The organism is Paraliobacillus sp. X-1268, from assembly GCF_003426095.1.
GTDB lineage: Bacteria > Bacillota > Bacilli > Bacillales > Amphibacillaceae > Paraliobacillus_A > Paraliobacillus_A zengyii.
Map to the genome: position 1 here is coordinate 13,354 of NZ_QJSK01000025.1, position 23,189 is coordinate 36,542.

The following is a 23,189-nucleotide window of genomic DNA, read 5'->3' on the forward strand; positions in this document are numbered from 1 at the left end:
AAAAAATGTTAATTACGACAGAATTAACATAAACTCTGTGAAACTGTGTTAAATTGTCCACTGATCCGTTACAATAGCAACGAGTTTCCAAATGTCATGCTCATTTTGTTCGAAGACCAGATTAATACTGGACCAATCGATTCCTTCGTATTCATCTGAACCTTCTGTATAAAATTCAACAACTTTTGATTCTGGGAATACTTCCTCAATATTATTTATCATATTACCACGTTGCTCAAATGAATCAACAAGCACCTCATCAGGATTTAGCAGCGGCTCTGCATCGATAAACTCCTCAACATATTCTTCTGAAGTTAGCTCGATAGGTTTACCACTACCATCATAGTTACCCCACAGATAAGTATCCTCGTCTTCCAATAAATTTGTTACTTCGTTTTTTTCGAATGTGATTGCATTCTCTTCAACGTAAACATAAGGAGAGAATAATAACCCTTTCTCTTCATGGACAGTATTCGAAATAAACGCCATTTCTTTGTTAGCTAGTGCGCGGATAATTTCTTCTGCTTTTTGTTCCACAGAAACCTGTTGATCAAGTTGTACTGATTCAATTTCACTGATAATCCATTTATCTTCTCTCCATTTAGCATGATAAGTCATTTCGACATGACCGATTAATTCATTTTGTTGTTCTTGAATGATTGTATAATGATCCGCTGCAACCTCTTCCGTCTGAAAATCTTCCTCTTCTGCTAACCAAGTTGGGCTATCTTTTGCGATTAGATAGATTTGACCATCCCTTTCCTCTATATAAGACTCTGTCATCCAATCTGCCAAATCTTCTGACATAACTTCCTGAAAATGATTTCTGACATCATTTATCGATTCGAATTCTGAAAGTAGACCATCTTGATCAGAAGAATCTATTAACGTCACAAAAGCTTGTCGATAAGCTTGCATAACATTTAATGCTGTTTCATCAGTGAAATCCTCCATTTCTTGATCATCGTTTTGTTCGTCAGTAGGCGCTTGTTCCTCCTCATTGGATAAAGTTGAATCAGTCGTATTATTATTTTCATTACTTGAGAATATAGTTATTCCAAAATAGATAATGACTGCTATTGCTACAACAGCTACAATTCCAATAATTATTTTTTTCATGATAGGTACCCCTTTTTAATAAAGTGACTTTATGATTTCTATAGTAAGAGTTTAACCTTTTACTTAACGCGATAAACTTATGTGCAACATTAAAAAAGTCAGACAAGTAAATGTCCGACTTTTTTAATGTTAAGCTTGCTTATGGTTACGCTGATAAAGATAAATACCTATGCCTAATCCAAGAAATATTATGCTTATGAGCAGCCAGTTAAACATATTGGTTGAAGTATTAGGTAATATTGCCCCCATCTTTTTAACTTCTTTCTCATCTACGGATGAATTATCATTTACTAGTGGAACAGGAAACTCAGATTCGGTTTTATCAAATACGGTATTCTTTGTGTTTTCAGAACTAGTATTGCCTGGTGATTCAGCAGAACTACTATCTTTATCTTTATTATCGGTTGTAGGATCTGGTGTTTCGTTATCTATTGTCTTAGGTGGAACAGTATTTTCCTCTTCTTGTAGGTCATTATCGGCATCACTTTCTATAGCCTCAGCGACACCAGTTATCGTGTTATCCTCTTTTGTTAGCGTATAATATACCTCTTCACCACTCCAAAAATGAAATGTTACTTTTGTTTCACCATTATTTAATTCATTAAAAAAGTTTTCTGTAAATAAAATTTCATTGCTATCATAAGACGGTGAGAAAGTATAACCAAACTCTTTAAAAGTTGTCCAATTTTGAGGACCCGCAGGTGTGCCATCTTGATACACAGTTTCTACTGTTGCAAGTTGATCACCGTTAAATGAAGTCGGAATAGCAAAGTCGCTTATTGACCCAGTGCTGTCTTCAAGTACAGGTTTCTCATAACTAATTAGGTTGATCGACCAATCTGCACCCTGACTAAACTTTATGGTAAGTACTGCATTCGTTCCTAATTCGTCTGAAGCAGTGAGTTGTGTTAGCAAGCTTTCTTTTACTATTAAAATATCCCCATCTAGTTGATAATCCTGCCCAAGTGTAAGTTCTGTATTATTCAATTGAAGGGAGATGAAAGTATTCCCATTTAGATTTAATGGAAGTGGTTCGTCTTCAATTGTGTCTAGTCTATTTAAATAGATAAAGTCGTTTTCTGCTGTTGATGAGCGAGTCATCCAGCTAGCTTCCATCATATTAAAAAGTTGTTGATCAGCCCATTCAAGTGATGTTCTTCCTAAATGTTGTCCATTATCCCACAGCATATGCGTAAAGTCTTTTTCTTGCGCATAGTGCATCATATATTCAAAGTACTTTAACTTTTCCCCTTGTTGAATGACACCTGTGTGTGTATCAAAACCTAATAATCCAAATTCGCCAATGATGACTGGTATACCATTAGCAGTAAAAGTGTTATGCACGCGATCAAATGTGTTTATAATATCATTTTTTGTATCGTCATCAAATCTTGTATATCCAGCGATATTTACACTGAAAGGCCAAAATCCATAATAGTGAACAGTAGAAATTAAATAAGGATCATCCAATGCAACAATTGACTGATACAAGCCATCCAATTTTTCTTGTTCTGAACCTGTATCTAAAGTAGGTAATACGAGTGGACGGATACTATTATTTCCACCTGATCCTCTTACAATAGTATAAAAGGATGTGTTTAATTCATTTAAATAATTTTGACTCTCTGTTGCTGATGCAGTGAAACGTGGTTCATTAATGCTTTCGAACATAAGGTCAGTAGAATAATCTTTAAAATGGTTGGAAAGTTGTGTCCAAATTGCATTATAACGCGCTAAAGAAGCATCATGATTTTGGCTCATACCGGATTCTAACCAAATCCATGAGTCATGATGAATATTTATCATGACTTTCATATCAGCGTCTAGCGACCAATTAACTGTATTTGTTACACGCTCTAAAAACGCAGGATCAATCTGATAATCAGGCCCAACTCCCATACGTTGATCAAAGGTTATAGGAATTCGAATACTTTTGTACCCTTCTGCAGCAAGCGTATCAATTAATTCCTTTGTCACAGGTGGATTTCCCCACGCGGTTTCATCTAGACCAACAGCATCAAATGAGTTTCCTAAGTTCCAACCAGGTTGCATTTCTTTCACGTAAGATTGAATATCGACTTCTTCCCCCTCAGCTGCAAAACTAAATGAGGGACCAAGGAAAATAAAGAAAAGAACTGCCACAAATAATACTTTTGCGTAATTTTTCAAAATAAATCCTCCTTTTACTAAATAGAATAGATATACTTTAGTTGGAACGACAGACTTGTTGCACCTCCTTCATTTTAAGTGATTTATGATTGAAAACGCTTTCAAATTAAAGTTACCACACGAATTGTAAAGTAAATACCATAAAATAAAGAGATAAATACCTGTAAAAATTCTAGCTTTTATCCTAAGAAATTAGATTTAAAGTATTGTGGACAGAATGAATAATAAAAAACCATGGTCACTAGTAATTTTGTGATTTATCTACTACAAGATACTTGAAATCTCTTTTTTTCAGTTGTTCAACTGGATTTTTAATAGAAACGATATATGAAGAAATACGATAACGTCCTTTTTACGAATCGAAATTACTTTGCTATGCTAAGTGAAATTAGGCAAGCCACAATATATCAGAGAAAGGAATGAATGAAGAGTGAGCGAAAAAGTAAGTGAGTATATGTTATTAGATTCTAAAACTGATTATATTATTAAAAAAATTTTTGCAGGGAAACAGCCAGAAAATAAGATTATTTTAGTAGCCTTTCTACAAACTATTTTAGAAGAAAAAATAACAGCTATTATTAATATAAATGTAACCGAAGATAAACTTTCAAAAATAACTATGAAAGTTAAGACAGAATTAGATGAATACATAGATGTTGAGTTACAGGTTCGCAATGTCGATCATTATCGTAATCGTTCTATATACTATAAATCCTCTTTATACAGTGAGAAAGTTGCTGAAGCAGAGACTTATTACAAATTAAAGAAGTGCGTCTTTATTAACATACTGAACTTTAATTTGTTACAGGAAACCGAAGATTATCATAGTGTTTTTAAAGAAAGGAAATCAATAAGGGACATAGAGGTTCATTATTTAGAATTACAAAAATTAAACGTACAAGAACCGTTAACGCCATTAGCTGAATGGTTGTTTTTCATTCGTAATCTGGAGGTGGAAGATACATTATATAAAATCAAACAACGAAACAAGACAATCAAAATGGCAGATGCTATGTTACATAGCGATATAGTTACTGATTTTTATCGTATTTCTCCTGAACAATATGAGATCAATAGCGTTAAAAAGACGATGAAAGAGGAGATTGCTATAAAAATGATCTTTGAAGGAATGGATTCTCCACTTATTACAAAAATAACAGGATTCGATGAGAAAGAAATTAGGTTAATAAAAGAAAATTGATCACAAACAACCCCACTTGATCATATAATGCAAAAGATGATCGCAAACAATCTGTAATTGCTCATGAACCTCAAAATGTAATCATACATCAGAAAAAGTGAACGAAAATCCTCAAAAAAGTGTTCATACGTGTATAATAAACCTAACATCAATTTAAAAAGGGTGAAAGCGTATGAATGAAGCAGAAAAATCAAAAATGTTAGTTGGTAAAGAAGCAGCAAAATATGTTAACGATGATATGAAGGTTGGATTAGGTTCTGGATCTACTGCGTATTGGATGGTTAAAGCGTTAGGTGAACGTGTTCAAGAAGGTCTTAGTATTGTAGGGGTTCCTACTTCAGCACAGACAGAGAAGTGGGCGCAAGAATTCGGTGTTCCAACTACTAATCTATCAGAAGTTAGTGCATTAGATATTACAATAGATGGTGCAGATGAAGTAGATCAAAATCTTCAGCTAATCAAGGGTGGAGGTGGAGCGCTATTACGTGAGAAAATGGTCGCCATCGCTGCAAAAAAACTCCTTATTATTGTTGATCAATCTAAAGTAGTTGACCATTTAGGGAGTTATCCATTACCACTTGAAGTTACTCCATTTGGATGGGAGCTCACTGCAAAGCGAATAGCTGCATTAGGTCAGGAACCAATTATTAGACTTAATGGAAAAGAATATTACCTGACAGATAACGGCAACTATATCCTAGATTGTAAATTCGGAAAAATTACACAACCAGAAAAGTTACACGAACAATTAATACAAATAGTAGGAGTTGTAGAAACAGGATTATTTATCAATATGACAGATACAGTTATTGTGGGTAATCAGGGAGAAATTAGCGTCCTTGAAAAGAAATAAATGTACATTATTTTCTACGCGCTTGTCTTTAGGAAAATAACGAATTGAATTGTCAGAATTAATGTGAAAGTCCACTTTTATCTATTGACTTTTTATCTGAGTAGTAATATGATTTGTACAATGATAAAACTAATTATATAAAGCGTTTCTTATCAAGAGAGGTGGAGGGACTGGCCCTTTGATACTTCGGCAACGGGTCTATTTTAGATACTGTGCTACATCCAGCAAGTGGCATACACTTGAAAGATAAGAAGATGGGTGAATGATAGATGTACGGACCTCTCTTCTGAAATTAAGAAGAGAGGTTTTAATATGAAGGGAGGAGAATATAATGAATAATCAACTATTATATGAAAATTTCTCTGTCGACCCGTTTATAGATTTTAATCCTACTGATAATACTAAAGGTGCTGCTAGAATAGTAGAGTGGGCGTATGAAACATATGGTGAATCCATCGTATATGCTTGTAGCTTTGGTGCAGAAGGAATGGTGCTAATTGACTTAATTGCTAAAGTGAAAGAGGATGCGGAAATTGTATTTCTCGACACAGATCTTCACTTTCAAGAAACCTATGATTTAATAGATGAAGTTAAAAGACGTTATCCAAAACTTAAAATTAATATGAAAAAACCGGATTTAACAGTAGATGAACAAGCAGAAAAACATGGTTCTGCATTATGGAAGAGACAGCCTGATCAATGTTGTTTTATTCGAAAAATCAAACCACTAGAAGAAGCACTTAGCGGTGCAACAGCGTGGCTTTCTGGTTTAAGAAGAGAGCAATCAGTAAGTAGGAGTAATACCAACTTTGTAAATAAAGATGACCGTTTTAAATCAATTAAGGTGTGCCCATTAATTTATTGGACTTGGGATGATGTTTGGGCGTACATTGAAGAAAATGATTTGGCTTACAATAATTTACACGATCAAGGTTATCCAAGTATTGGGTGTATACCATGTACGTCAGCAGTTGGTGCCGATGGAGATAGTCGTGCTGGAAGATGGCAAGGTTCAAATAAAACGGAATGTGGTCTACATGTAGCAAAAGAATAAAGCAAGTATTAATCCAGTCAGAGGATCAATTAAGGTGAGATTCTATTTTTTAATTTTTAATTCCGACTAAACTAATTTGAATACAAAGGTTATGGCCGAGATCTTAGCGAATAGCCCTTTTTAAAAAGGTGTTGTTTGGGAGGAAGTGCATGATAGGTTAGACGCAACTTATCATCACTTCCTCCCCTCTATAAAAGAGACATATGAAGAACTGTAGAAGTACTTAGATAATAAAAGGAAACTAGATCATTAGTTGACTTCTTTTATAAATAGAATCGTATACATTAGTGGGGTGATATTTTTGAAATTTCAAACGACAAACAGTATTTTCAATCAAGAACAAGTAGAGCTACTAAATCGCCTTGTACCATCGTTATCAGAACAACAAAAATATTGGTTAAGCGGTTATTTAGCAGTTTCGCAGTCAGATTCATTAGCACAACAACCTGAAGCGGAAGTAGTCTCTGTTAAAAAAGAACCAGTAGAGGTAACCGTGCTTTATGGAACAGATACTGGTAATTCCCAGGGATTAGCTGAAAATATGGGTAAACAGCTAGAACAAGATGATTTTGTTGTTACGGTTTCTTCACTAGAAGATTTTAAACCGAAGAATCTAAAAAAACTTAAAAATTTATTGATTGTGACGAGTACCGATGGAGAAGGAGATCCCCCAGATAATGCTATCTCTTTTTATGATTTTCTACATGGTCCAAAGGCTCCTAAACTAGAAGATCTACGTTTTTCCGTTCTCTCATTAGGTGATAGCTCTTATGAATTCTTTTGTCAAACTGGAATAGACTTTGATAAACGTTTAGAAGAATTAGGTGGAGAGCGTTTATATCAGCGTGTCGATTGTGATTTAGACTTTGAACAACCAGCTGAGGAATGGTTTTCAGGCGTATTAGCTATTTTGAAAGAGTCCCAGGGCGGAGAACAACAAGCAAGTGAAACTGTAACACCTCAAACAGATACAGCAACTGATGGTCACACATATTCGAAGAAAAATCCATTTACAACAGAAATATTAACTAACCTTAACCTTAATGGACGTGGATCAAATAAAGAAACACATCACCTCGAATTAGATTTAGAAGGATCTAATTTACAATATGAGCCCGGTGATAGTCTAGGTATTTATCCTGAAAATGACCCAGTATTGGTAGATCAATTGATTGAGAAAATGCAGTGGGACCCTAATGAACTTGTGTCTATCGATAATGTGGATCACGAGGATCGCCCATTAAGAGATACGTTAATCTCAACTCTCGAGATCACAATTTTAACGAAACCACTGTTGGAGAAAATTGCTGCATTCACGGGTAGTGAAGCATTAACTAAACTTGCCCAGTCGGATAATAGAGAAGAGATTAATGATTACCTTGAAGGAAGAGATCTGATTGATGTAGTAGAAGATTTTGGTCCATGGCAGGTTTCGGCAGTCGACTTTATTAAGTTGCTACGCAAGATACCAGCACGTCTTTATTCGATTGCAAGCAGTTTAAAGGCAAATCCTGATGAGGTTCATCTAACTCTTGGTACTGTTCGCTATCATGCCCATGGTCGTGATCGGGTTGGTGTTTGTTCAGGGCAATGTGCTGACAGATTAGAAATTGGTGATAGTTTACCAGTTTTTGTTCAACGCAATGATAGATTTAGATTGCCTGAGGAAAATGATAAACCGATTATTATGATTGGAGCAGGTACTGGTGTTGCACCATATCGAGCTTTTCTTCAAGAACGCGAAGAGATTGAAGCTGATGGTAAGGCGTGGCTGTTTTTTGGGGATCAACATTTCGTTTCGGATTTCCTTTATCAAATTGAATGGCAAAAGTGGCTTAAAGATGGTGTTCTATCAAGAATGGATGTAGCCTTTTCACGTGATACAGATGAAAAGGTCTATGTACAGGATAGAATGCTTGAACAAAGTAAAGAACTTTACCAATGGATACAGGATGGCGCACATGTGTATGTTTGTGGGGATGAGAAGCATATGGCAAAAGATGTTCAGGCTACATTGTTAGCTATTTTTGAAAAGGAAGGCAACATGAATACTGAACAAGCAGAGCTGTTTCTAACTACAATGCGCAAAGAAAAACGTTATCAACGTGACGTATATTAATTTTTCAGTAAGGGGGATAAATGATGACAACAAATAAAACAAGAGTGCAAGATCAACCTTTAGATGAAATGGAACAAATTAAAGAAGACAGTAATTTCCTTCGTGGAACGCTAGTAGAAAGTTTTGCAGATCGTCTTACTGCGAGTATTCCTGATGCTCAAACTAAATTATTAAAATTTCACGGTAGCTATCAACAAGATGATCGTGACGTTCGCCTAGAAAGAAAACAAAAAAAACTAGAACCAGCATACTCCTTTATGGTGCGGGTCCGTGCACCAGGGGGTGTCGCAACTTCGGAACAATGGTTGGCAATGGATGAGATTTCACAACAATACGGCAACGGTACGATGAAACTTACGACACGTCAAGCTTTTCAAATCCACGGTATATTAAAGTGGAATATGAAAAAAAGCATGCAAGCGATGGACGCCGTATTAATGGATTCACTTGCAGCTTGCGGTGATGTGAACAGAAATGTAATGTGTACAGCTAATCCATATCAATCAGATATTCATGCAGAAGTATACGAATGGTCAAAAAATTTAAGTGATTATCTTTCACCAAGAACAAAAGCTTATCATGAGATTTGGCTTGATGGAGAGAAACAAATTGATAGTCGTGAAACAGATGAAGAACCGATGTATGGTAAACACTATTTACCTAGAAAATTCAAAATAGGTATTGCTGTACCGCCATCAAATGATGTTGATGTTTATTCCCAAGATCTCGGTTTCATCGCAATTATAGAAGATGATAAACTGCAAGGCTTTAATGTGTCTGTTGGTGGTGGTATGGGTATGACTCATGGCGATACTGCTACATACCCACAATTAGGACGCGTAATTGGTTTTATTCCAGTTGATAAAATAGTAGATGTTGCTGAAAAAGTGATTACGATTCAACGCGATTTTGGAAATCGTTCTAATCGTAAGAATGCTAGATTTAAATATACGATTGATCACTATGGACTTGATTGGTTTAAACAAGAGTTAGCAGAAAGACTTGGTTATGAACTTGACGAGGCGCGTTCTTTTAGCTTCGATCATAATGGCGATCGTTACGGTTGGTTAAAAGGCGATGGTAAATGGCATTTAACATTATTTATTCAAAATGGACGAATTGCTGATACAGAAGATTATAAATTGATGACAGGTTTGCGTGAAATTGCTAAGGTTCACAAAGGTGATTTCCGTTTAACAGCGAACCAAAACGTGATTATTGGTTCTGTAACTGCAAAAGACAAACCTAAAATAAACAAATTGGTTAAAGAATATGGTTTAACAGATGGCAAACAAAATTCTGCCTTACGAAGAAATTCAATGGCATGTACATCGTTTCCTACATGTGGTTTAGCTATGGCTGAAGCTGAAAGATACCTCCCATCTCTAATTGATCAACTCGAATTAGTCATTAATGAAGTTGGGTTAAGAGAAGAAGAAATTATTATCCGAATGACAGGTTGTCCAAATGGTTGTGCACGTTCTGCTTTAGGGGAAATTGGTTTTATCGGTAAAGGACCTGGAAAATATAATATGTATCTAGGAGCAAGCTTTACTGGTGATCGTCTAAGTAAGATGTATAAAGAAAATATTGGAGAAGAAGAAATTTTAAATACGTTAAAACCAATGCTTCAATCCTATGCAAAAGATCGTAATGAAAAAGAGCACTTCGGTGACTTTGTTATTCGTCAAGGCTATATTGCAGCAGTGGAATCAGGCTTAGATTTCCACGCGTAATAATTGATTCACTCAAAACATATTGGAGGTTATTTTAGATGTCAATTGAAGCACATGGTGGAACATTAATTAATAGACAATTAACGGGAACAAAAAGAGAAAAAGCAGTGACTAATGCAGAAACGTTAAAAGATTTAACAATAAACGCGTGGGCTATTTCTGATTTAGAACTAATTGGAATAGGTGGTTTCAGCCCACTTACAGGCTTTTTAGGACAAAAAGACTATGAACGAGTTGTTAAAGAGACTCGTCTTGCCGATGGCAGTGTTTGGAGTATTCCGATTACTTTAGCAGTTACAAAAGCACAAGCAGAAACATATTCTATTGGGGAAGAAATAGCTTTAAAGGGTGAAGATGGGATTATCTACGGAATCCTGCAATTAGAGGAAAAATATAGCTATGATAAAAAGCTTGAAGCAAAGAATATTTATGGAACAACAGATGAAGCACATCCAGGTGTGCAGAAGTTGTACAAAAGAGGTGAGATTTATTTAGGTGGCCCTATCACCTTGTTAAATCGTCCCGATCATAGTGAGTTTGAGGCATTTCATATGGATCCTAAAGAAACACGCGCACTATTTACAGAACTTGGTTGGAAGACAATTGTTGGTTTTCAGACGCGTAATCCTGTCCATCGTGCACATGAATATATTCAAAAGAGTGCATTAGAAGTAGTTGACGGTTTGTTATTAAATCCACTTGTTGGTGAAACAAAATCAGATGATATTTCTGCAGCTGTTCGTATGGAAAGTTACCAAGTAATTCTGGAAAAGTATTATCCAAAAGATAGAACGCGTTTAGTTATTTATCCTGCAGCAATGCGGTATGCTGGACCAAAAGAAGCTATTTTACATGCGATCGTTCGTAAAAATTACGGCTGTACGCACTTTATTGTCGGACGCGATCATGCTGGTGTAGGTGATTATTATGGAACCTATGAAGCACAAGATTTTATTCGTCAATTTGAGGATGAATTAGGAATTCAAATCTTTGCATTTGAGCATGCCTTTTTCTGCCAAGCGTGTGAAAACATGGCTACTGCTAAAACGTGTCCACATGATAAGGAAAATCATGTTCATCTAAGTGGAACAAAAGTAAGAGAAATGTTACGTAATGGGGAGAAACCACCAAAACAATTTTCACGTCCAGAAGTTGCGGAAGTACTTATTAAAGGTATGCAAACAAACTGACTTTCGATATAGGGGGCTACAATCATGCACGAATCAACCAATATTGTTTGGCATCATTCAGAAGTAACGAAAGAAGAAAGGCAAAAACAAAATAAACACAAGAGTACTGTTCTTTGGTTTACTGGTCTTTCTGGTTCAGGTAAGTCTACTGTATCAGTTGAATTGGAAAAAAGATTACATGCACTAGCTATCCATACGTATCGTTTAGATGGTGATAATGTAAGACATGGTTTGAATAATAACTTAAAATTTTCTCCAGAAGACAGAAAAGAGAATATTCGTCGTGTTGGTGAAGTATCAAAACTCATGGTGGATGCAGGCTTAATAACGTTAACTGCATTCATTTCACCATATAAACAAGATAGAGAAAATGTTCGTCAATTGTTAGAAGAAGATGAGTTTATTGAGATATATATGAAAGCTACAGTAGAAACGTGTGAAAAGCGTGATCCAAAAGGTCTATACAAAAAAGCAAGAGCGGGTGAGATAAAAGGCTTTACTGGTATCGATGCACCATATGAAGAGCCAGATCAGCCCGAGTTGACAATTGAAACAGATAAGCAATCTGTTGAAGAAGCGGTGGAGAGCATTGTAAATTATTTAAAGGAGCAGGGTTATATTTCTTAATGATAGTTCTTACTGCTGAACTAGTCATTAAACCCTCTGAAACAACTTAGTGAATTGGCAATTGTATGTTAGGGGGACACAATATGACAGGCGAAATGATCTTTACTTTTATCGTAATATTTATCATGTTAATTGGATTAATTAAAGAAATAGCTCGTCCGGATATCATTGTGTTCACCGCATTGTCAATCTTTTTTATAACTGGTATTTTAACTGCGGAAGAAGCATTTGCCGGTTTTTCTAACCAAGGTATGTTGACGGTTGCTTTGCTATTTATTGTAGCTGGCGCTATTCAAAAAAGTGGTCTAGTAGAACAAGTCATCTTTCGATTATTAAAAAAAGGTAAATCTGATCAACGTACATTGTTTAGCTTTTTATTACCAATTACAGCAGCGTCGGCATTTCTAAATAACACACCAATCGTTATGACACTAACGCCTATTGTCCGAAAATGGTGTGTTGACCATAATATCGCTCCTTCAAAGTTTTTGATTCCACTTTCGTACGCAACGATATTAGGTGGTATATTAACTTTAATGGGGACATCTACTAATCTTGTTGTACATGGTTTAATGGTAGAAAGAGGAATGGAAGGGTATTCGATGTTCACTTTAGCCAAATATAGTCTGCCAGCTAGTATTATCGGGCTGATCTATTTGGTGACAATTGGATATAAGATTCTACCGAGTTATAAAGTCTCAGAACCAACTGTTACTGAGAAAAGTAGAGAATATTTAATCGAGATGGTGATCGAGGAAAATTATCCTTTTCTAGATAATCCATTAGTTAATAAGACAGTAGAAGAATCGGGATTACGAGATTTTAAAGGTGTCTATTTAATAGCTGTAATCCGAAATAATGAAAAAATATATCCAGTCAGAAATTCCACAAAAATAAAAGCGAATGATCGCCTGATATTCACTGGTGTTATTTCACGAATTGCAGAAATTCAAAGTAAAAAAGGGATTGAATTAAAGACAGGAACAAACGTCACATTAGAAAAATTACGTAATGGCAATACACAAGTGATGGAAGTGGTTATTTCGCATCAATCTTCTCTGCTTCATAAAAAGGTAAAAGAAAATAAATTCCGAGCTAAATATGATGCTGATGTGATAGCTGTGCATCGAAATAATGAGCGAATTGAAAGTGGTATTGGTGATATCACACTAAAAGCTGGAGATACACTTCTTTTATTAGCTGGTGCAGATTTTGAAGAGAGATTTGCGCAATCTAATGATTTCTATGTAGCTATGCCATTGAATAAACACCCATTGTTACACAAGATTGATAAGAAAAATGCGTGGTTATCTATTCTTATACTCACTACTATGATTTTCTTAGTTAGTTTCGGTGTTCTTTCTATGTTAAAGGCGATGACAATTACTGTAATTCTTTACTTTATATTTAAAGTTATCAGGCCAGAAGACATTAGTAGGGATATGCAATATCATGTTTTATTGTTGATTGCAAGTGCATTTGGTATCGGGCAAGCTTTGTTTAAGACTGGAGCTGCGGATTGGATTGCGAACCAGTTAATTATAGTTTCTGAGCCGTTTGGTATGTTAGGTATATTGGTATTACTTTATATTGTAACTGTTTCTTTTACAGAAATGATTACAAATAATGGTGCAGTTGTCTTAATGTTCCCCATAGCAATAGAAGCCGCTAATAAATTAGCAGCTGATCCTATGGCATTTTTAGTTATTATAACAATTGGTGCTTCTGCTAGCTTTTTATCACCAATCGGTTATCAGACAAATTTGATTGTTTATGGTCCAGGTGGTTATAAGTTTACTGATTATTTTAAAGTAGGTTTACCACTAAGTTTTATTGTAATGATTACCACAATAGGAACGATTTATTTATATTAGAAATGAAAGAGTCTTAGTCTGTATTTGCAGGCTTTTCTTTCGTTTTATAATAATTAGCTAATGATATAACCATAGCACCCATTTTTGGTTTTTCAGGAGTTAATAAACGATTGACACCGAAATCTCTTACTTGCATTTCGGTTACAATTCCAATATTAACTGCTAAAACATCACTTTCAAAGGCCTCGATTAATCTATCAATAGATTCATAGTCTGAAAAAAGGTTTTCCACTTGTGTTTTACTCGTAAATAAAACGGCATCTAATTCTCGTGTTTCGATTAAAGTCCTTAAATTTTCTAATGTCTCAGCTTCAGGTGGGTTATAGTAATAGGGCATCGATTGATAAAGAAAAATTGGCAATGCTCGTAACTGATTAAGTAGTTCCTCTTCATCCTTATTGTAAGCTTGAAAGAAAAACTTTTGTCCATCAATTTGATTTGTTTTTAACTCTTCTATTAATTTATCCATTGTTCCATCAGGTGAAGAGAAGTATGGTTTTAAATCCCATTGTTTCATCCAATTCAGTGTTTTACTTCCGCGAATAGCAAGTTTTTTCCCTCTTAATGTTTCAATATATAATTCCAGTACACCGAGATTTTTGGCAGCATTCTCTAATCCTTTAGCTCCAATACCTGTTGTGAGAATAACCCAGTCATAATCTCCTGCAATGAGATGCTCCACATCTTGCTCTGCTTTTTCTTCAAGAAGAATACGTTCACCTTGAATAGAACGAATAACTGGAGTGCCACCCTTTTTTCTAATGATTGTACTGATTTCATCGGCTTTTCTATCTGCAGTAACACCAATTTTTTTGCCTTCTAACTCCATCATTTGGTTACTTCCTTTCTTTATCAAACATGATTTAATTAGTCTACATCACCTTATTAACTAAGATGATGCAGAAGATTAGGACTGTGCAATTTCTTCAAACCATTCTAATTTCTCTCTTAATCGTACAACTTTTCCAATCACAATCATAGAAGGATTTTCAATTTCATGTAGTTTTTCGTTGATTGTTGCTAATGTACCAGTAATTGTTTTTTGTTTAGGAAGTGTGCCCCAATGAATAAGTGCAACTTCGGTGTTAACGTCCATACCGTTTTCGGTTAGCCTTTTAGCAATCTCAGGGAAATGTTTCACACCCATGTAAATGCAAAGTGTTTCCACACTGCCAACTAAATTCCGCCAATATTCATTTGAATCCTTTTCTGGATTAAAGCCCGTAATAATGGTAATAGAAGAGCTTAATGTTCGATGTGTCAAAGGTATGCCGGCATAAGCAGGAGCGGCGATACCAGCAGTAATACCAGGGACTATTTCAAAGGGGATTCCAGATTCCTTTAAGAGTTGTGCTTCCTCGCCACCCCTCCCGAAAATAAATGGATCGCCACCCTTTAGACGTGTAACGATTTTGTCTCCTCTGGCATGTTCACAAAGCAAATTGTTAATCATATCTTGATGTAAGGTGTGGTTTCCAGGTAGTTTACCACAATAAATTAATTCGGTATCTTTAGAAGCGTAGTTGAGTAATTCCTCATTTACTAGGCGATCATATAAAATTACATCAGCTTGTTTAATTGCTTTTAATCCTTTAATCGTTAATAGATCCGGATCTCCAGGACCAGCACCAACTAAAAAGACTTTCCCCATTTTATAACCCCCAACTTTTACTTATCGATAATCATCATATAAAAAATTCTCCTCCCTAGTTAAATAGAAAGAAGAAATACAGGCATCTTACTACTTATCTATCAAGTATAGAAATACTTGTGGAGTTGGCACAGTTCTAAAAAGTAATAGCCTGTTGCCGAGGTTTCATTGGGCCAGTCCCTACACCTCTCTGGATAAGAATAGTTATATATTTAGTTATATCTATAAGAATATCATTAGCAGTGAAATAAAGTCAATTAAATTCCGACTTTTTTAATGGGAATAGTTTATTATTAGTTTTACTACGTCACATTTTCTATCAAATTCGTAAGATGAGACGTAATGATGGGAACGAGGTCAACTTTAACTTATTTGTGAGACATCCTAGTTATCGCTAAACTTAAATTCCTGTTTAATGCTGTGAAGCAGGCAATTAAGTTTTGGTATAACAAGAAAGTCTAACAATTCAAAATAGAAATTGACTTCACGCTTCTTTTTGAATCATCAGTACGTGTGATCTGACGCACTTGAGAGAAACTGCGACGTAGTGGAGCTTTTTAATCCGCTACGTCAGCAAATGGATTCCCTTTCCGTGGGCACAGTCTCAGCTAACTCGGATAAGCAAAGGTCGCTTTCCGAGTGGATCTTCAACTTGTGGGATTGCGATTACTCATCCCATCGAAAACATTTGCTGTTCCCACAGGAGTATCATCCATTTGCTTCCTTCGCTAGAAAGAACTTAAAGTCCGAAAAAGTCTGTAATTGTTGATATTGTAACTTCATCAATAAACATATTACCGACCAGCGATGAAAATCCACTACGACTCCTGCAGGAACAGCGCGATCTGAAGATCCACTTGGAAGTGTCTTTCTTCCAAGTTAGCTGAAGACGTGCCTGCGGAAAGCGTAGTGGATTTTCAGAGCGAAGTAATCAGTTGAGTTAAGTCGTAGTTGATGGTAATTCCGACGCAAGGAACGCTACGTCGCAGTCTATGGTTATTCAGTAATAAACAACTTTTTTAAAAAGTTTCAAGCTTTATAATGAACACACTCCAAACTCAAATCAGCCAACGTTTGGTGATTATTTTTTTAAGTGGAAGTTGCGTATATTACAGGAACAAAAAAAGACCTATATATGAGGTCTTATTTGGTACTATCTGTGGAATCTTTATTTGATTTTTCTTTATTCTTCTCCTCGATAAAGACCCAACCATAATAAATCACCCAAAATAAAATGGCTATTACGATAGAATATTGACTTAACGTATCAGGTAGATATGTTATTAAAAGATAGCCGATAAGAATAAATGGTGGCAAAAGTAGTGCTAATTTTCTCCAGTGCATAAAACGTCACTCCCTTATATATAGCTATTTTACCACAGAATTACTTGTTATTAATATTCTGAAAAACTCCCCTTCCATGTAGCATTGGAACTGGAGTTTTTGTTAATTTTTTGCGTTTTGAATGATATTTTTCATTAACTCAATATTTGGATAGTTTACTTCCTTATATTTATCAATCGTTTTTTCAAAATCATAAGATACTTTTTCAATCGAAGCACTAACACTTCCATCTTGCACATCAACAAGAGCATAAGAAGCCTTTGTAATACCATCAAATGGCAGTCCAACACTACCTAGATTAATAATCATTTTACCGTTTATCGTACGAATATAAGATTTATGAATGTGTCCATACAGATAAACATCCGCAACCTTTTTCATTAATTCTGACTCGATCATTTCATCCGTTGCATTTGGAAGTACCGCATCAAATAAACTGTTTGGTGTTGCATGAAAACCGTGAAAAACGATATCGTTTTCTTCAAATAGCGTTTCTGTAGGTAGTTTTTCTAAGTAAGCAATGTCCGCTTGGGATAATTGGGCCACAGACCAGTCTCTTTCTTCATTCATCTTATCAAGTGCTGCGTCAGGAACTTCACCTTTTCTTACGCCACGTACAATCCAATCATCTGCATTACCTTTAATAACGGTTGTGTTTAAATTTTTAATTAAGTCAATCGATCGTTTTGGCTCTGGTCCACGATAAGCAAGGTCCCCAAGCACTACTATCTTATCAACTTCTTTTTTTCTAATATCATTTAATACTGCATCTAATGCTATCGCGTTCCCGTGAACATCTGAAATAAAAGCAATTTTCATTATCGATCATCTCTCCTTTCTTCTATCGTATCATTTTTTGAAAATAAAATTAAGTATGACGAAAGAAGCTGGTAATGTTAAGGTTCCAAGTATTTGAGAATTCGTTGAAACACAATCCTTTTAATAGGCTCTGCCTCATTAAAAAGCTCGTGACGTCCTTGATCAATTTGAGCAATTTGTAAGTTTTGAAATTTATGTTGGAGAAATTTTATGTTGTATTTCCAATCTATTGTCTTATCCTGATTTCCTTGAATGAGATAAATGAACTTTTTGCTTTCGTGATAATCTTGTATTTTTTTATTCCATGTCATTAATGCGTTGACCCATTTCACCGGAACATTGTCTGATTGAAGTGGGTCAGTTTTTATGGAACGTAAATATGCTTCATCTGTTGAATTTTGACGGAAGTTCCTTTTTATATGCTGGATAAAAGGGAACCATTTCAACATGTATAGCCCAATTTGTGATAAATTCCAATAATTTGAATGAATAAGTGGTGCAACCAATATAGCTTTATCGACGTCATGACTTGGATGTCTCAATAGATAATCAACGATGATGGCGCCACCAGTACTGTGACCAATTAGGTGTATGGGACCACTCAGTTCCTTTTTTATTATTGTTAATAATTTCTCCATAATACGACCATAATCATCAAATGTGTTGACAGAGGCAATCTTACCTGTTGAAAGGCCATGTCCTTGCAAATCATAACTAATTACTGTGTAATACTGGTTATTTAAAAACTGAATAATATGTTTTAAATAACCGACATGACTTAAATAGCCATGTAATAAAAATATATTTCCTTTGCTATGGTTGGGTTTAAAAATTTGTACGTGCACGTTATTTTGATCAATTGTTATTTTACCGAAGTGAAATGAAAGATTTGATTGTTTAAATCCGTAATAATCCTGATAGGCTTTCATAGCAGGAGTTAAATGATTTGGTTGAGCAAAGTCTAATTGTTCTTCTGAAGTGGACAGTTGTTCTAATATCTTATTTATTTCTAAATTATCAGTCACGAAAGTATACTCCGTTCTTTTTAAGATGTCGGTTTATTATCGACTTGAGGGAAAAAATCATGCATGGAGGTATAACTTGAATAAACAAAATAAGAAAGACAAAAGCTAACATGAATAACAATGGAGGTGAACGTATACTTGAAAAGTAGTAACTTTGGTATACATGAAATCGTTGATTTAAGGGAGTTAATTAATTTTAAAGTTGGTTGCCTTTCACAATCTAAATCAAGAATGAAAATAGTTGAAAATATCGAATTAAAAACATTGGTCGAACAGAGTGTAAAACAAGGTCATACGGCAGTTAATCAAATGAAAGACTTACTCACTTCTGCTTCAACTCAAATCAATCAATAAAGGGGTGCAATAAATGGATACGAATCAATTAAGTGCTTCAGACCACACGATAGCTACAGATATGCTATTTGAAGCAAAAGCTGGTATTAAAGACATGGCTGCAGCTATTACAGAAACAACATCTTCTGACATTCGAACATTTTTGACACAGGAGTTACAAACAGCAATTAAACAACATGAACAAATATATGGATTTCTTCAAGATAGAGGAATATATGATGCTTTTAATATTCCCGAGCAGTTAGAAAAAGATGTTCACTACGCAAATAGAGCGCTAAATGAATAATACTAACATGAAGGTGGGGGGTGGAAGGTTTGAACATACAGTTAGGTATGCATGAAACATTAGAGGTACATGAACTTATTACATTTAAGAGCTTATGCCTTACCAAGGCATCGATCATGCAAGGATTAGTAATGGACGAGAATCTAAAAGATTTGATGAAGCAAGATGCTACAATGCATGTTCGGCATTTGGAAGATTTAGAAAAACACTTGTCATGAAGGAGGTTAAACAGTGAATCAACTTATTGAAAAAATTACTGGGATGGCACCATTAACAGATCAAGTAATTGCGACAGATATTTTAATGGCTGCAAAAGCAGAAATAAAGAGTTATGCCTTAGCTATTACAGAAACTGCAACACCAGGAGTTAGAAATACATTAACGATGCAATTAGACGAAGTTATTACATTTCATGAACAAATTTCTACGTATATGATTAATAATGGATTCTATCATCCACATGATACAGAAAAACAACTAGAAATAGATAGGAAGATCACAGAAACCGCATTAAGATTAGCAAAAGGATAGATAGACGACGTTTTCATGTTAAAAATGGCCTAGCATCTCGCTTGGCCATTTTTATATAGCTTTCAGATCCTTCTAATAATTAGTTTAGAAAAGATTGTATTTTTTTAAACGTAGCTTCTTAAATGGTATGATGAAGTGAATTAGTAATAAGGGAGGCAATTAAATGCTATTTGAAAATAAGGTAGTTATTGTTACTGGTGGTGCAAATGGAATTGGCCGATCTATAGCTTCTGCATACGCAGAAGAAGGTGCACATGTAATAATTGCTGATGTCGCAAAAGATGACGGGAAAAAGGTTGAAGCATCACTAAATAAAAGAAAAAAGACAGCAACTTTTATAAAGACAGATGTCCGAGAGTCCACTTCAATTGATAATTTAATGGAAAAAACAATGGATGAATTTGATAAAATAGATATTTTAATTAATAATGCGGGTGTTTCAAAATTCAAGTCCTTTTTTGATTTAACTGTGGATGAGTTTGATGATGTATTAAACACGAATTTACGTAGCGTATTTCTATGTTCCCAAGCGGCAGCGAAAAAGATGAGAGGAACGGGTGGTGCAATTATAAATCTTGCGTCTACACGTGCATTTATGTCTGAACCAAATACGGAAAGTTATGCCGCAAGTAAAGGTGGCATATACGCACTCACACATGCTTTAGCTCTCACATTACAGGAAGAAAAAATTACTGTAAATGCTATTAGTCCAGGCTGGATAGAAACAGAAGATTATGAATCGCTTCGTACTGTTGATCATACGCAACATCCGTCCAAACGTGTAGGGAAACCTAGTGATGTCGCACGTGCTTGTTTGTTTCTGACGAATCCACTTAATGATTTTATTAATGGTGAAAACATTATTATCGATGGTGGTATGACTAGAAAGATGATTTATGAGCATTAAGCATAAATCATCTTAACTGCTAACTTATATTATTCATATTTTTTTGTAGCTTCCGTATCCTAAGTGAAAAATTGATTCTAGTAGCGAGGGAAGAAAAGATGGAGTTACAACTAATTGAAGTATATATTCCAAATGATAAAGTGAATCATTTCCAAGAAAAAATAGCAGAATTTACGATAATTTCGCATTGGCATACACGCATTTCAGATCAAGAGCAAGTATTTAAATTATTAATTGATAAAAAATATGCGGAAGAGATTCTGAATTTTTTAGAATTAGATTCAAAATATGATGAGGAAATGCGTGCATTACTTTATAACATTTCAACTTATATTCCGCGAGTTGAGGAGGAAAAAGAGGAAGAAAGAGACCCATCCGAAAAACAAGAAGAGGTTTTAAGGGCGAGCAGGCATGAATTATATAATGTCGTTCATTCATCAAGTGTTATTAATCGAAACTTTGTATGGCTCCTTGTGTTATCAGCTATTGTTGCGACTGCAGGTATTGTAAAAGATAGTGCAGCAGTCGTAATTGGTGCGATGGTTATCGCTCCATTAATTGGTCCTTATACCGCCCTATCTTTTGCAGCTGTGTTAGGTGATTATAAAATAATGCGCCGGTCGGTAGGGACTGCAATATTTGGTTTGGTAGTTCCAATTCTTATTGCTATTTTATTTGGTGTTATATTTAATTTACCACTTGATAGCGATGAGTTTAGAGCTCGTACAAATATCGAGATGATGGATATCATCTTAGCACTTGCAGCGGGAGCGGCTGGCGCACTTTCTTTTGCCAAACGTGTGTCAGAAGCATTAGTTGGTGTAATGGTATCAGTAGCGCTGTTACCACCAGCAATTGTCTTTGGCATGATAATTGGCGAGGGGGAATGGAGATATGCAGTTACGCCACTTCTTTTATTACTTGTAAATATTCATGCGATTTTATTATCAGCCATTATCGTCTTTTGGGTTAGCGGGATTAAACCGGTGAACTGGAAAGAGATCCAAGTGGCAAATACGTCAAGGATAATTGGATTGCTGTCTGTTAGTCTTGTTATTATAGTACTTGGCATAATTATATACTTTATAGAATTCTAACTAAAATAAAAACGTATTAGTTGGAACTAGCTGCTTATTTTTTACAAAATCACTAATTAGCTCTAAACTGGTATTAATATACAATGTTGAAAGGGGAATGATTAACGAATGACAGTAGAGACACATGTAGCTTTACGGAAATTAGGACAATCATCAACAAGAGTATCTGCATTAGGATTAGGGTGTTGGCAATTTAGTAATGGTAAAGGTTTAGTAGGTGGATTTTGGGCTGCGATGGATCAAAAGGATGTTACTAATATTGTGAGGCTTAGTTTGGAAGGTGGGATCAATTGGTTTGATACTGCTGAAATATATGGAAAAGGTGAATCTGAAAATGCATTATCTGTAGCCTTAAATAGCATAGATGCATCTGCAGAGAGCGCATTAATTGCAACAAAATGGTGGCCATTATTTAGAACAGCATCTTCCATTACAAAGACGATAGATAAGCGATTAGAGGCATTAGGTGGAAGGGACATTGATTTATATCAAATTCACCAACCTTTCTCTTTTTCTAATGTGAAGAATGAAATGAAAGAAATGATACATCTCTTAGAAAAGAATAAAATTAAACTTGTCGGTGTAAGTAATTATAATGCAGGAAAGATGAAAGAGGCTCATGAATTATTAAAAGAAAAAGATTATTTTCTAGCTTCAAACCAAGTGAAATATAGTTTATTGGATCGAAGGATTGAAAAAAACGGTATAATGGATGTTGCGAAAGAATTAGGAATCACCATTATTGCCTATTCTCCATTGGAACAGGGCATATTATCAGGGAAATTTCATAAAAATCCTGAACTGATCAAAAATATTAAAGGTCCACGCAAATATACAAAATTCTTTAAAGCTGCAGGATTAGCGCAAACACAACCGTTAATTGATTTATTAGAAGAAAAGGCGATTAAATATGGAGTTAGTCAGACGCAAATTGCACTTAACTGGTTGATCCATTTTCATGGGGAGACCGTAGTAGCAATTCCAGGTGCTTCAAAAGTCCATCATGTTGAAGAGAACATTGGTGCACTGCAATTCACATTATCAAGAGAAGATCTTGATGAAATTAATGAGGCGTCTAAGAAGGTAGCACTATTTGAATAAAGTCTAAAGAGGCTGGGACAAAACTCAGATAAACAATAAAAAGTTGCATCTTCCAACGGTAGTTGGAAGATGCAACTTTTTTATAAAATCGAAAATTTTAGTAAGTAAAAAAGGATACCTTCTGATAAAATT

General features: G+C 35.1%; 22 protein-coding genes and 2 riboswitches. Of the genes, 15 read left to right on the forward strand and 7 right to left on the reverse strand.

Features of this window, described 5'->3' with window-relative positions; all coding sequences use genetic code 11:
* Positions 1–48: 48 nt before the first annotated feature.
* On the reverse strand, positions 49–1,119 hold the full coding sequence (locus D2K62_RS16840; RefSeq protein ID WP_117161807.1) for a hypothetical protein: 1,071 nt from the start codon (positions 1,117–1,119) through the stop codon (positions 49–51).
* Positions 1,120–1,248: 129 nt separating this feature from the next.
* Entirely contained in the window at positions 1,249–3,288 is a 2,040-nt protein-coding gene (locus D2K62_RS16845; RefSeq protein ID WP_232828041.1) for a cellulase family glycosylhydrolase, read from the reverse strand.
* A gap of 430 nt (positions 3,289–3,718) precedes the next feature.
* On the opposite strand from D2K62_RS16845, the gene D2K62_RS16850 reads away from it, so the two are divergent.
* The 8 genes from D2K62_RS16850 to D2K62_RS16885 all read left to right on the forward strand — a co-directional run bounded on the left by D2K62_RS16850 (position 3,719) and on the right by D2K62_RS16885 (position 13,942).
* Complete coding sequence (locus tag D2K62_RS16850) at positions 3,719–4,489, forward strand: Rpn family recombination-promoting nuclease/putative transposase (RefSeq protein ID WP_117161808.1); 771 nt, start codon at positions 3,719–3,721, stop codon at positions 4,487–4,489.
* A gap of 172 nt (positions 4,490–4,661) precedes the next feature.
* Positions 4,662–5,342 (forward strand): ribose-5-phosphate isomerase RpiA, encoded by a 681-nt coding sequence (gene rpiA, locus D2K62_RS16855; protein ID WP_117161809.1) that lies wholly within the window; start codon positions 4,662–4,664, stop codon positions 5,340–5,342.
* A 146-nt stretch (positions 5,343–5,488) separates the two neighbouring features.
* Positions 5,489–5,595: riboswitch (SAM riboswitch) on the forward strand.
* Between the two features lie 78 nt (positions 5,596–5,673).
* Entirely contained in the window at positions 5,674–6,396 is a 723-nt protein-coding gene (locus D2K62_RS16860) for a phosphoadenylyl-sulfate reductase (protein ID WP_198671316.1), read from the forward strand.
* Positions 6,397–6,697: 301 nt separating this feature from the next.
* Positions 6,698–8,515: an assimilatory sulfite reductase (NADPH) flavoprotein subunit gene (locus D2K62_RS16865; RefSeq protein ID WP_112181983.1), complete on the forward strand. Its 1,818-nt coding sequence runs from the start codon at positions 6,698–6,700 to the stop codon at positions 8,513–8,515.
* Between the two features lie 23 nt (positions 8,516–8,538).
* The gene (gene cysI / locus D2K62_RS16870) at positions 8,539–10,251 is read left to right on the forward strand and encodes an assimilatory sulfite reductase (NADPH) hemoprotein subunit (RefSeq protein ID WP_112181982.1); all 1,713 of its coding nucleotides are present in this window, start codon (positions 8,539–8,541) and stop codon (positions 10,249–10,251) included.
* Between the two features lie 38 nt (positions 10,252–10,289).
* Complete coding sequence (gene sat / locus D2K62_RS16875; protein WP_117161811.1) at positions 10,290–11,441, forward strand: sulfate adenylyltransferase; 1,152 nt, start codon at positions 10,290–10,292, stop codon at positions 11,439–11,441.
* 24 nt (positions 11,442–11,465) lie between these two features.
* Positions 11,466–12,068, forward strand: coding sequence for an adenylyl-sulfate kinase (cysC, locus tag D2K62_RS16880; RefSeq protein WP_117148988.1), 603 nt, complete (start codon positions 11,466–11,468; stop codon positions 12,066–12,068).
* An 83-nt stretch (positions 12,069–12,151) separates the two neighbouring features.
* A complete protein-coding gene (locus D2K62_RS16885; protein WP_112181979.1) occupies positions 12,152–13,942 on the forward strand; it encodes an SLC13 family permease in 1,791 nt (596 codons plus the stop codon).
* 13 nt (positions 13,943–13,955) lie between these two features.
* Here D2K62_RS16885 and D2K62_RS16890 read toward each other — a convergent pair whose 3' ends face one another.
* The 5 genes from D2K62_RS16890 to D2K62_RS16910 all read right to left on the reverse strand — a co-directional run bounded on the left by D2K62_RS16890 (position 13,956) and on the right by D2K62_RS16910 (position 18,781).
* A complete protein-coding gene (locus D2K62_RS16890) occupies positions 13,956–14,774 on the reverse strand; it encodes a uroporphyrinogen-III synthase (RefSeq protein ID WP_112181978.1) in 819 nt (272 codons plus the stop codon).
* 75 nt (positions 14,775–14,849) lie between these two features.
* The gene (cobA, locus tag D2K62_RS16895; RefSeq protein ID WP_117161812.1) at positions 14,850–15,593 is read right to left on the reverse strand and encodes a uroporphyrinogen-III C-methyltransferase; all 744 of its coding nucleotides are present in this window, start codon (positions 15,591–15,593) and stop codon (positions 14,850–14,852) included.
* Positions 15,594–15,684: 91 nt separating this feature from the next.
* Positions 15,685–15,794, reverse strand: a riboswitch (SAM riboswitch).
* A gap of 942 nt (positions 15,795–16,736) precedes the next feature.
* Positions 16,737–16,937 (reverse strand): hypothetical protein, encoded by a 201-nt coding sequence (locus D2K62_RS16900; RefSeq protein ID WP_112181976.1) that lies wholly within the window; start codon positions 16,935–16,937, stop codon positions 16,737–16,739.
* A 102-nt stretch (positions 16,938–17,039) separates the two neighbouring features.
* Positions 17,040–17,756 carry a metallophosphoesterase family protein gene (locus D2K62_RS16905; RefSeq protein ID WP_112181975.1) on the reverse strand — a complete coding sequence of 239 codons (717 nt, stop codon included), beginning with the start codon at positions 17,754–17,756 and terminating at the stop codon, positions 17,040–17,042.
* 77 nt (positions 17,757–17,833) lie between these two features.
* On the reverse strand, positions 17,834–18,781 hold the full coding sequence (locus D2K62_RS16910) for an alpha/beta hydrolase (RefSeq protein WP_112181974.1): 948 nt from the start codon (positions 18,779–18,781) through the stop codon (positions 17,834–17,836).
* A 138-nt stretch (positions 18,782–18,919) separates the two neighbouring features.
* On the opposite strand from D2K62_RS16910, the gene D2K62_RS16915 reads away from it, so the two are divergent.
* From D2K62_RS16915 to D2K62_RS16945, 7 genes are all read left to right on the forward strand, one after another.
* Positions 18,920–19,135: a hypothetical protein gene (locus D2K62_RS16915; protein WP_112181973.1), complete on the forward strand. Its 216-nt coding sequence runs from the start codon at positions 18,920–18,922 to the stop codon at positions 19,133–19,135.
* A gap of 13 nt (positions 19,136–19,148) precedes the next feature.
* Positions 19,149–19,421: a spore coat protein gene (locus D2K62_RS16920; protein ID WP_112181972.1), complete on the forward strand. Its 273-nt coding sequence runs from the start codon at positions 19,149–19,151 to the stop codon at positions 19,419–19,421.
* A 29-nt stretch (positions 19,422–19,450) separates the two neighbouring features.
* Entirely contained in the window at positions 19,451–19,639 is a 189-nt protein-coding gene (locus D2K62_RS16925) for a hypothetical protein (protein ID WP_112181971.1), read from the forward strand.
* Positions 19,640–19,652: 13 nt separating this feature from the next.
* Complete coding sequence (locus tag D2K62_RS16930) at positions 19,653–19,952, forward strand: spore coat protein (protein ID WP_112181970.1); 300 nt, start codon at positions 19,653–19,655, stop codon at positions 19,950–19,952.
* Between the two features lie 163 nt (positions 19,953–20,115).
* Positions 20,116–20,859 carry an SDR family NAD(P)-dependent oxidoreductase gene (locus D2K62_RS16935; protein WP_112181969.1) on the forward strand — a complete coding sequence of 248 codons (744 nt, stop codon included), beginning with the start codon at positions 20,116–20,118 and terminating at the stop codon, positions 20,857–20,859.
* A gap of 98 nt (positions 20,860–20,957) precedes the next feature.
* Positions 20,958–21,956: a TIGR00341 family protein gene (locus D2K62_RS16940; RefSeq protein ID WP_112181968.1), complete on the forward strand. Its 999-nt coding sequence runs from the start codon at positions 20,958–20,960 to the stop codon at positions 21,954–21,956.
* Positions 21,957–22,064: 108 nt separating this feature from the next.
* Complete coding sequence (locus tag D2K62_RS16945) at positions 22,065–23,057, forward strand: aldo/keto reductase (protein WP_112181967.1); 993 nt, start codon at positions 22,065–22,067, stop codon at positions 23,055–23,057.
* Positions 23,058–23,189 lie beyond the last annotated feature (132 nt).

Coding starts and splice junctions, on each gene's coding strand:
- D2K62_RS16840 (WP_117161807.1), bottom strand. CDS start 1,119: ATGAAAAAAATAATTATTGGAATTGTAGCTGTTGTAGCAATAGCAGTC.
- rpiA (WP_117161809.1), top strand. CDS start 4,662: ATGAATGAAGCAGAAAAATCAAAAATGTTAGTTGGTAAAGAAGCAGCA.
- D2K62_RS16860 (WP_198671316.1), top strand. CDS start 5,674: ATGAATAATCAACTATTATATGAAAATTTCTCTGTCGACCCGTTTATA.
- cysI (WP_112181982.1), top strand. CDS start 8,539: ATGACAACAAATAAAACAAGAGTGCAAGATCAACCTTTAGATGAAATG.
- sat (WP_117161811.1), top strand. CDS start 10,290: ATGTCAATTGAAGCACATGGTGGAACATTAATTAATAGACAATTAACG.
- cysC (WP_117148988.1), top strand. CDS start 11,466: ATGCACGAATCAACCAATATTGTTTGGCATCATTCAGAAGTAACGAAA.
- D2K62_RS16885 (WP_112181979.1), top strand. CDS start 12,152: ATGACAGGCGAAATGATCTTTACTTTTATCGTAATATTTATCATGTTA.
- D2K62_RS16890 (WP_112181978.1), bottom strand. CDS start 14,774: ATGATGGAGTTAGAAGGCAAAAAAATTGGTGTTACTGCAGATAGAAAA.
- cobA (WP_117161812.1), bottom strand. CDS start 15,593: ATGGGGAAAGTCTTTTTAGTTGGTGCTGGTCCTGGAGATCCGGATCTA.
- D2K62_RS16900 (WP_112181976.1), bottom strand. CDS start 16,937: ATGCACTGGAGAAAATTAGCACTACTTTTGCCACCATTTATTCTTATC.
- D2K62_RS16905 (WP_112181975.1), bottom strand. CDS start 17,756: ATGAAAATTGCTTTTATTTCAGATGTTCACGGGAACGCGATAGCATTA.
- D2K62_RS16920 (WP_112181972.1), top strand. CDS start 19,149: ATGGATACGAATCAATTAAGTGCTTCAGACCACACGATAGCTACAGAT.
- D2K62_RS16935 (WP_112181969.1), top strand. CDS start 20,116: ATGCTATTTGAAAATAAGGTAGTTATTGTTACTGGTGGTGCAAATGGA.
- D2K62_RS16940 (WP_112181968.1), top strand. CDS start 20,958: ATGGAGTTACAACTAATTGAAGTATATATTCCAAATGATAAAGTGAAT.
- D2K62_RS16945 (WP_112181967.1), top strand. CDS start 22,065: ATGACAGTAGAGACACATGTAGCTTTACGGAAATTAGGACAATCATCA.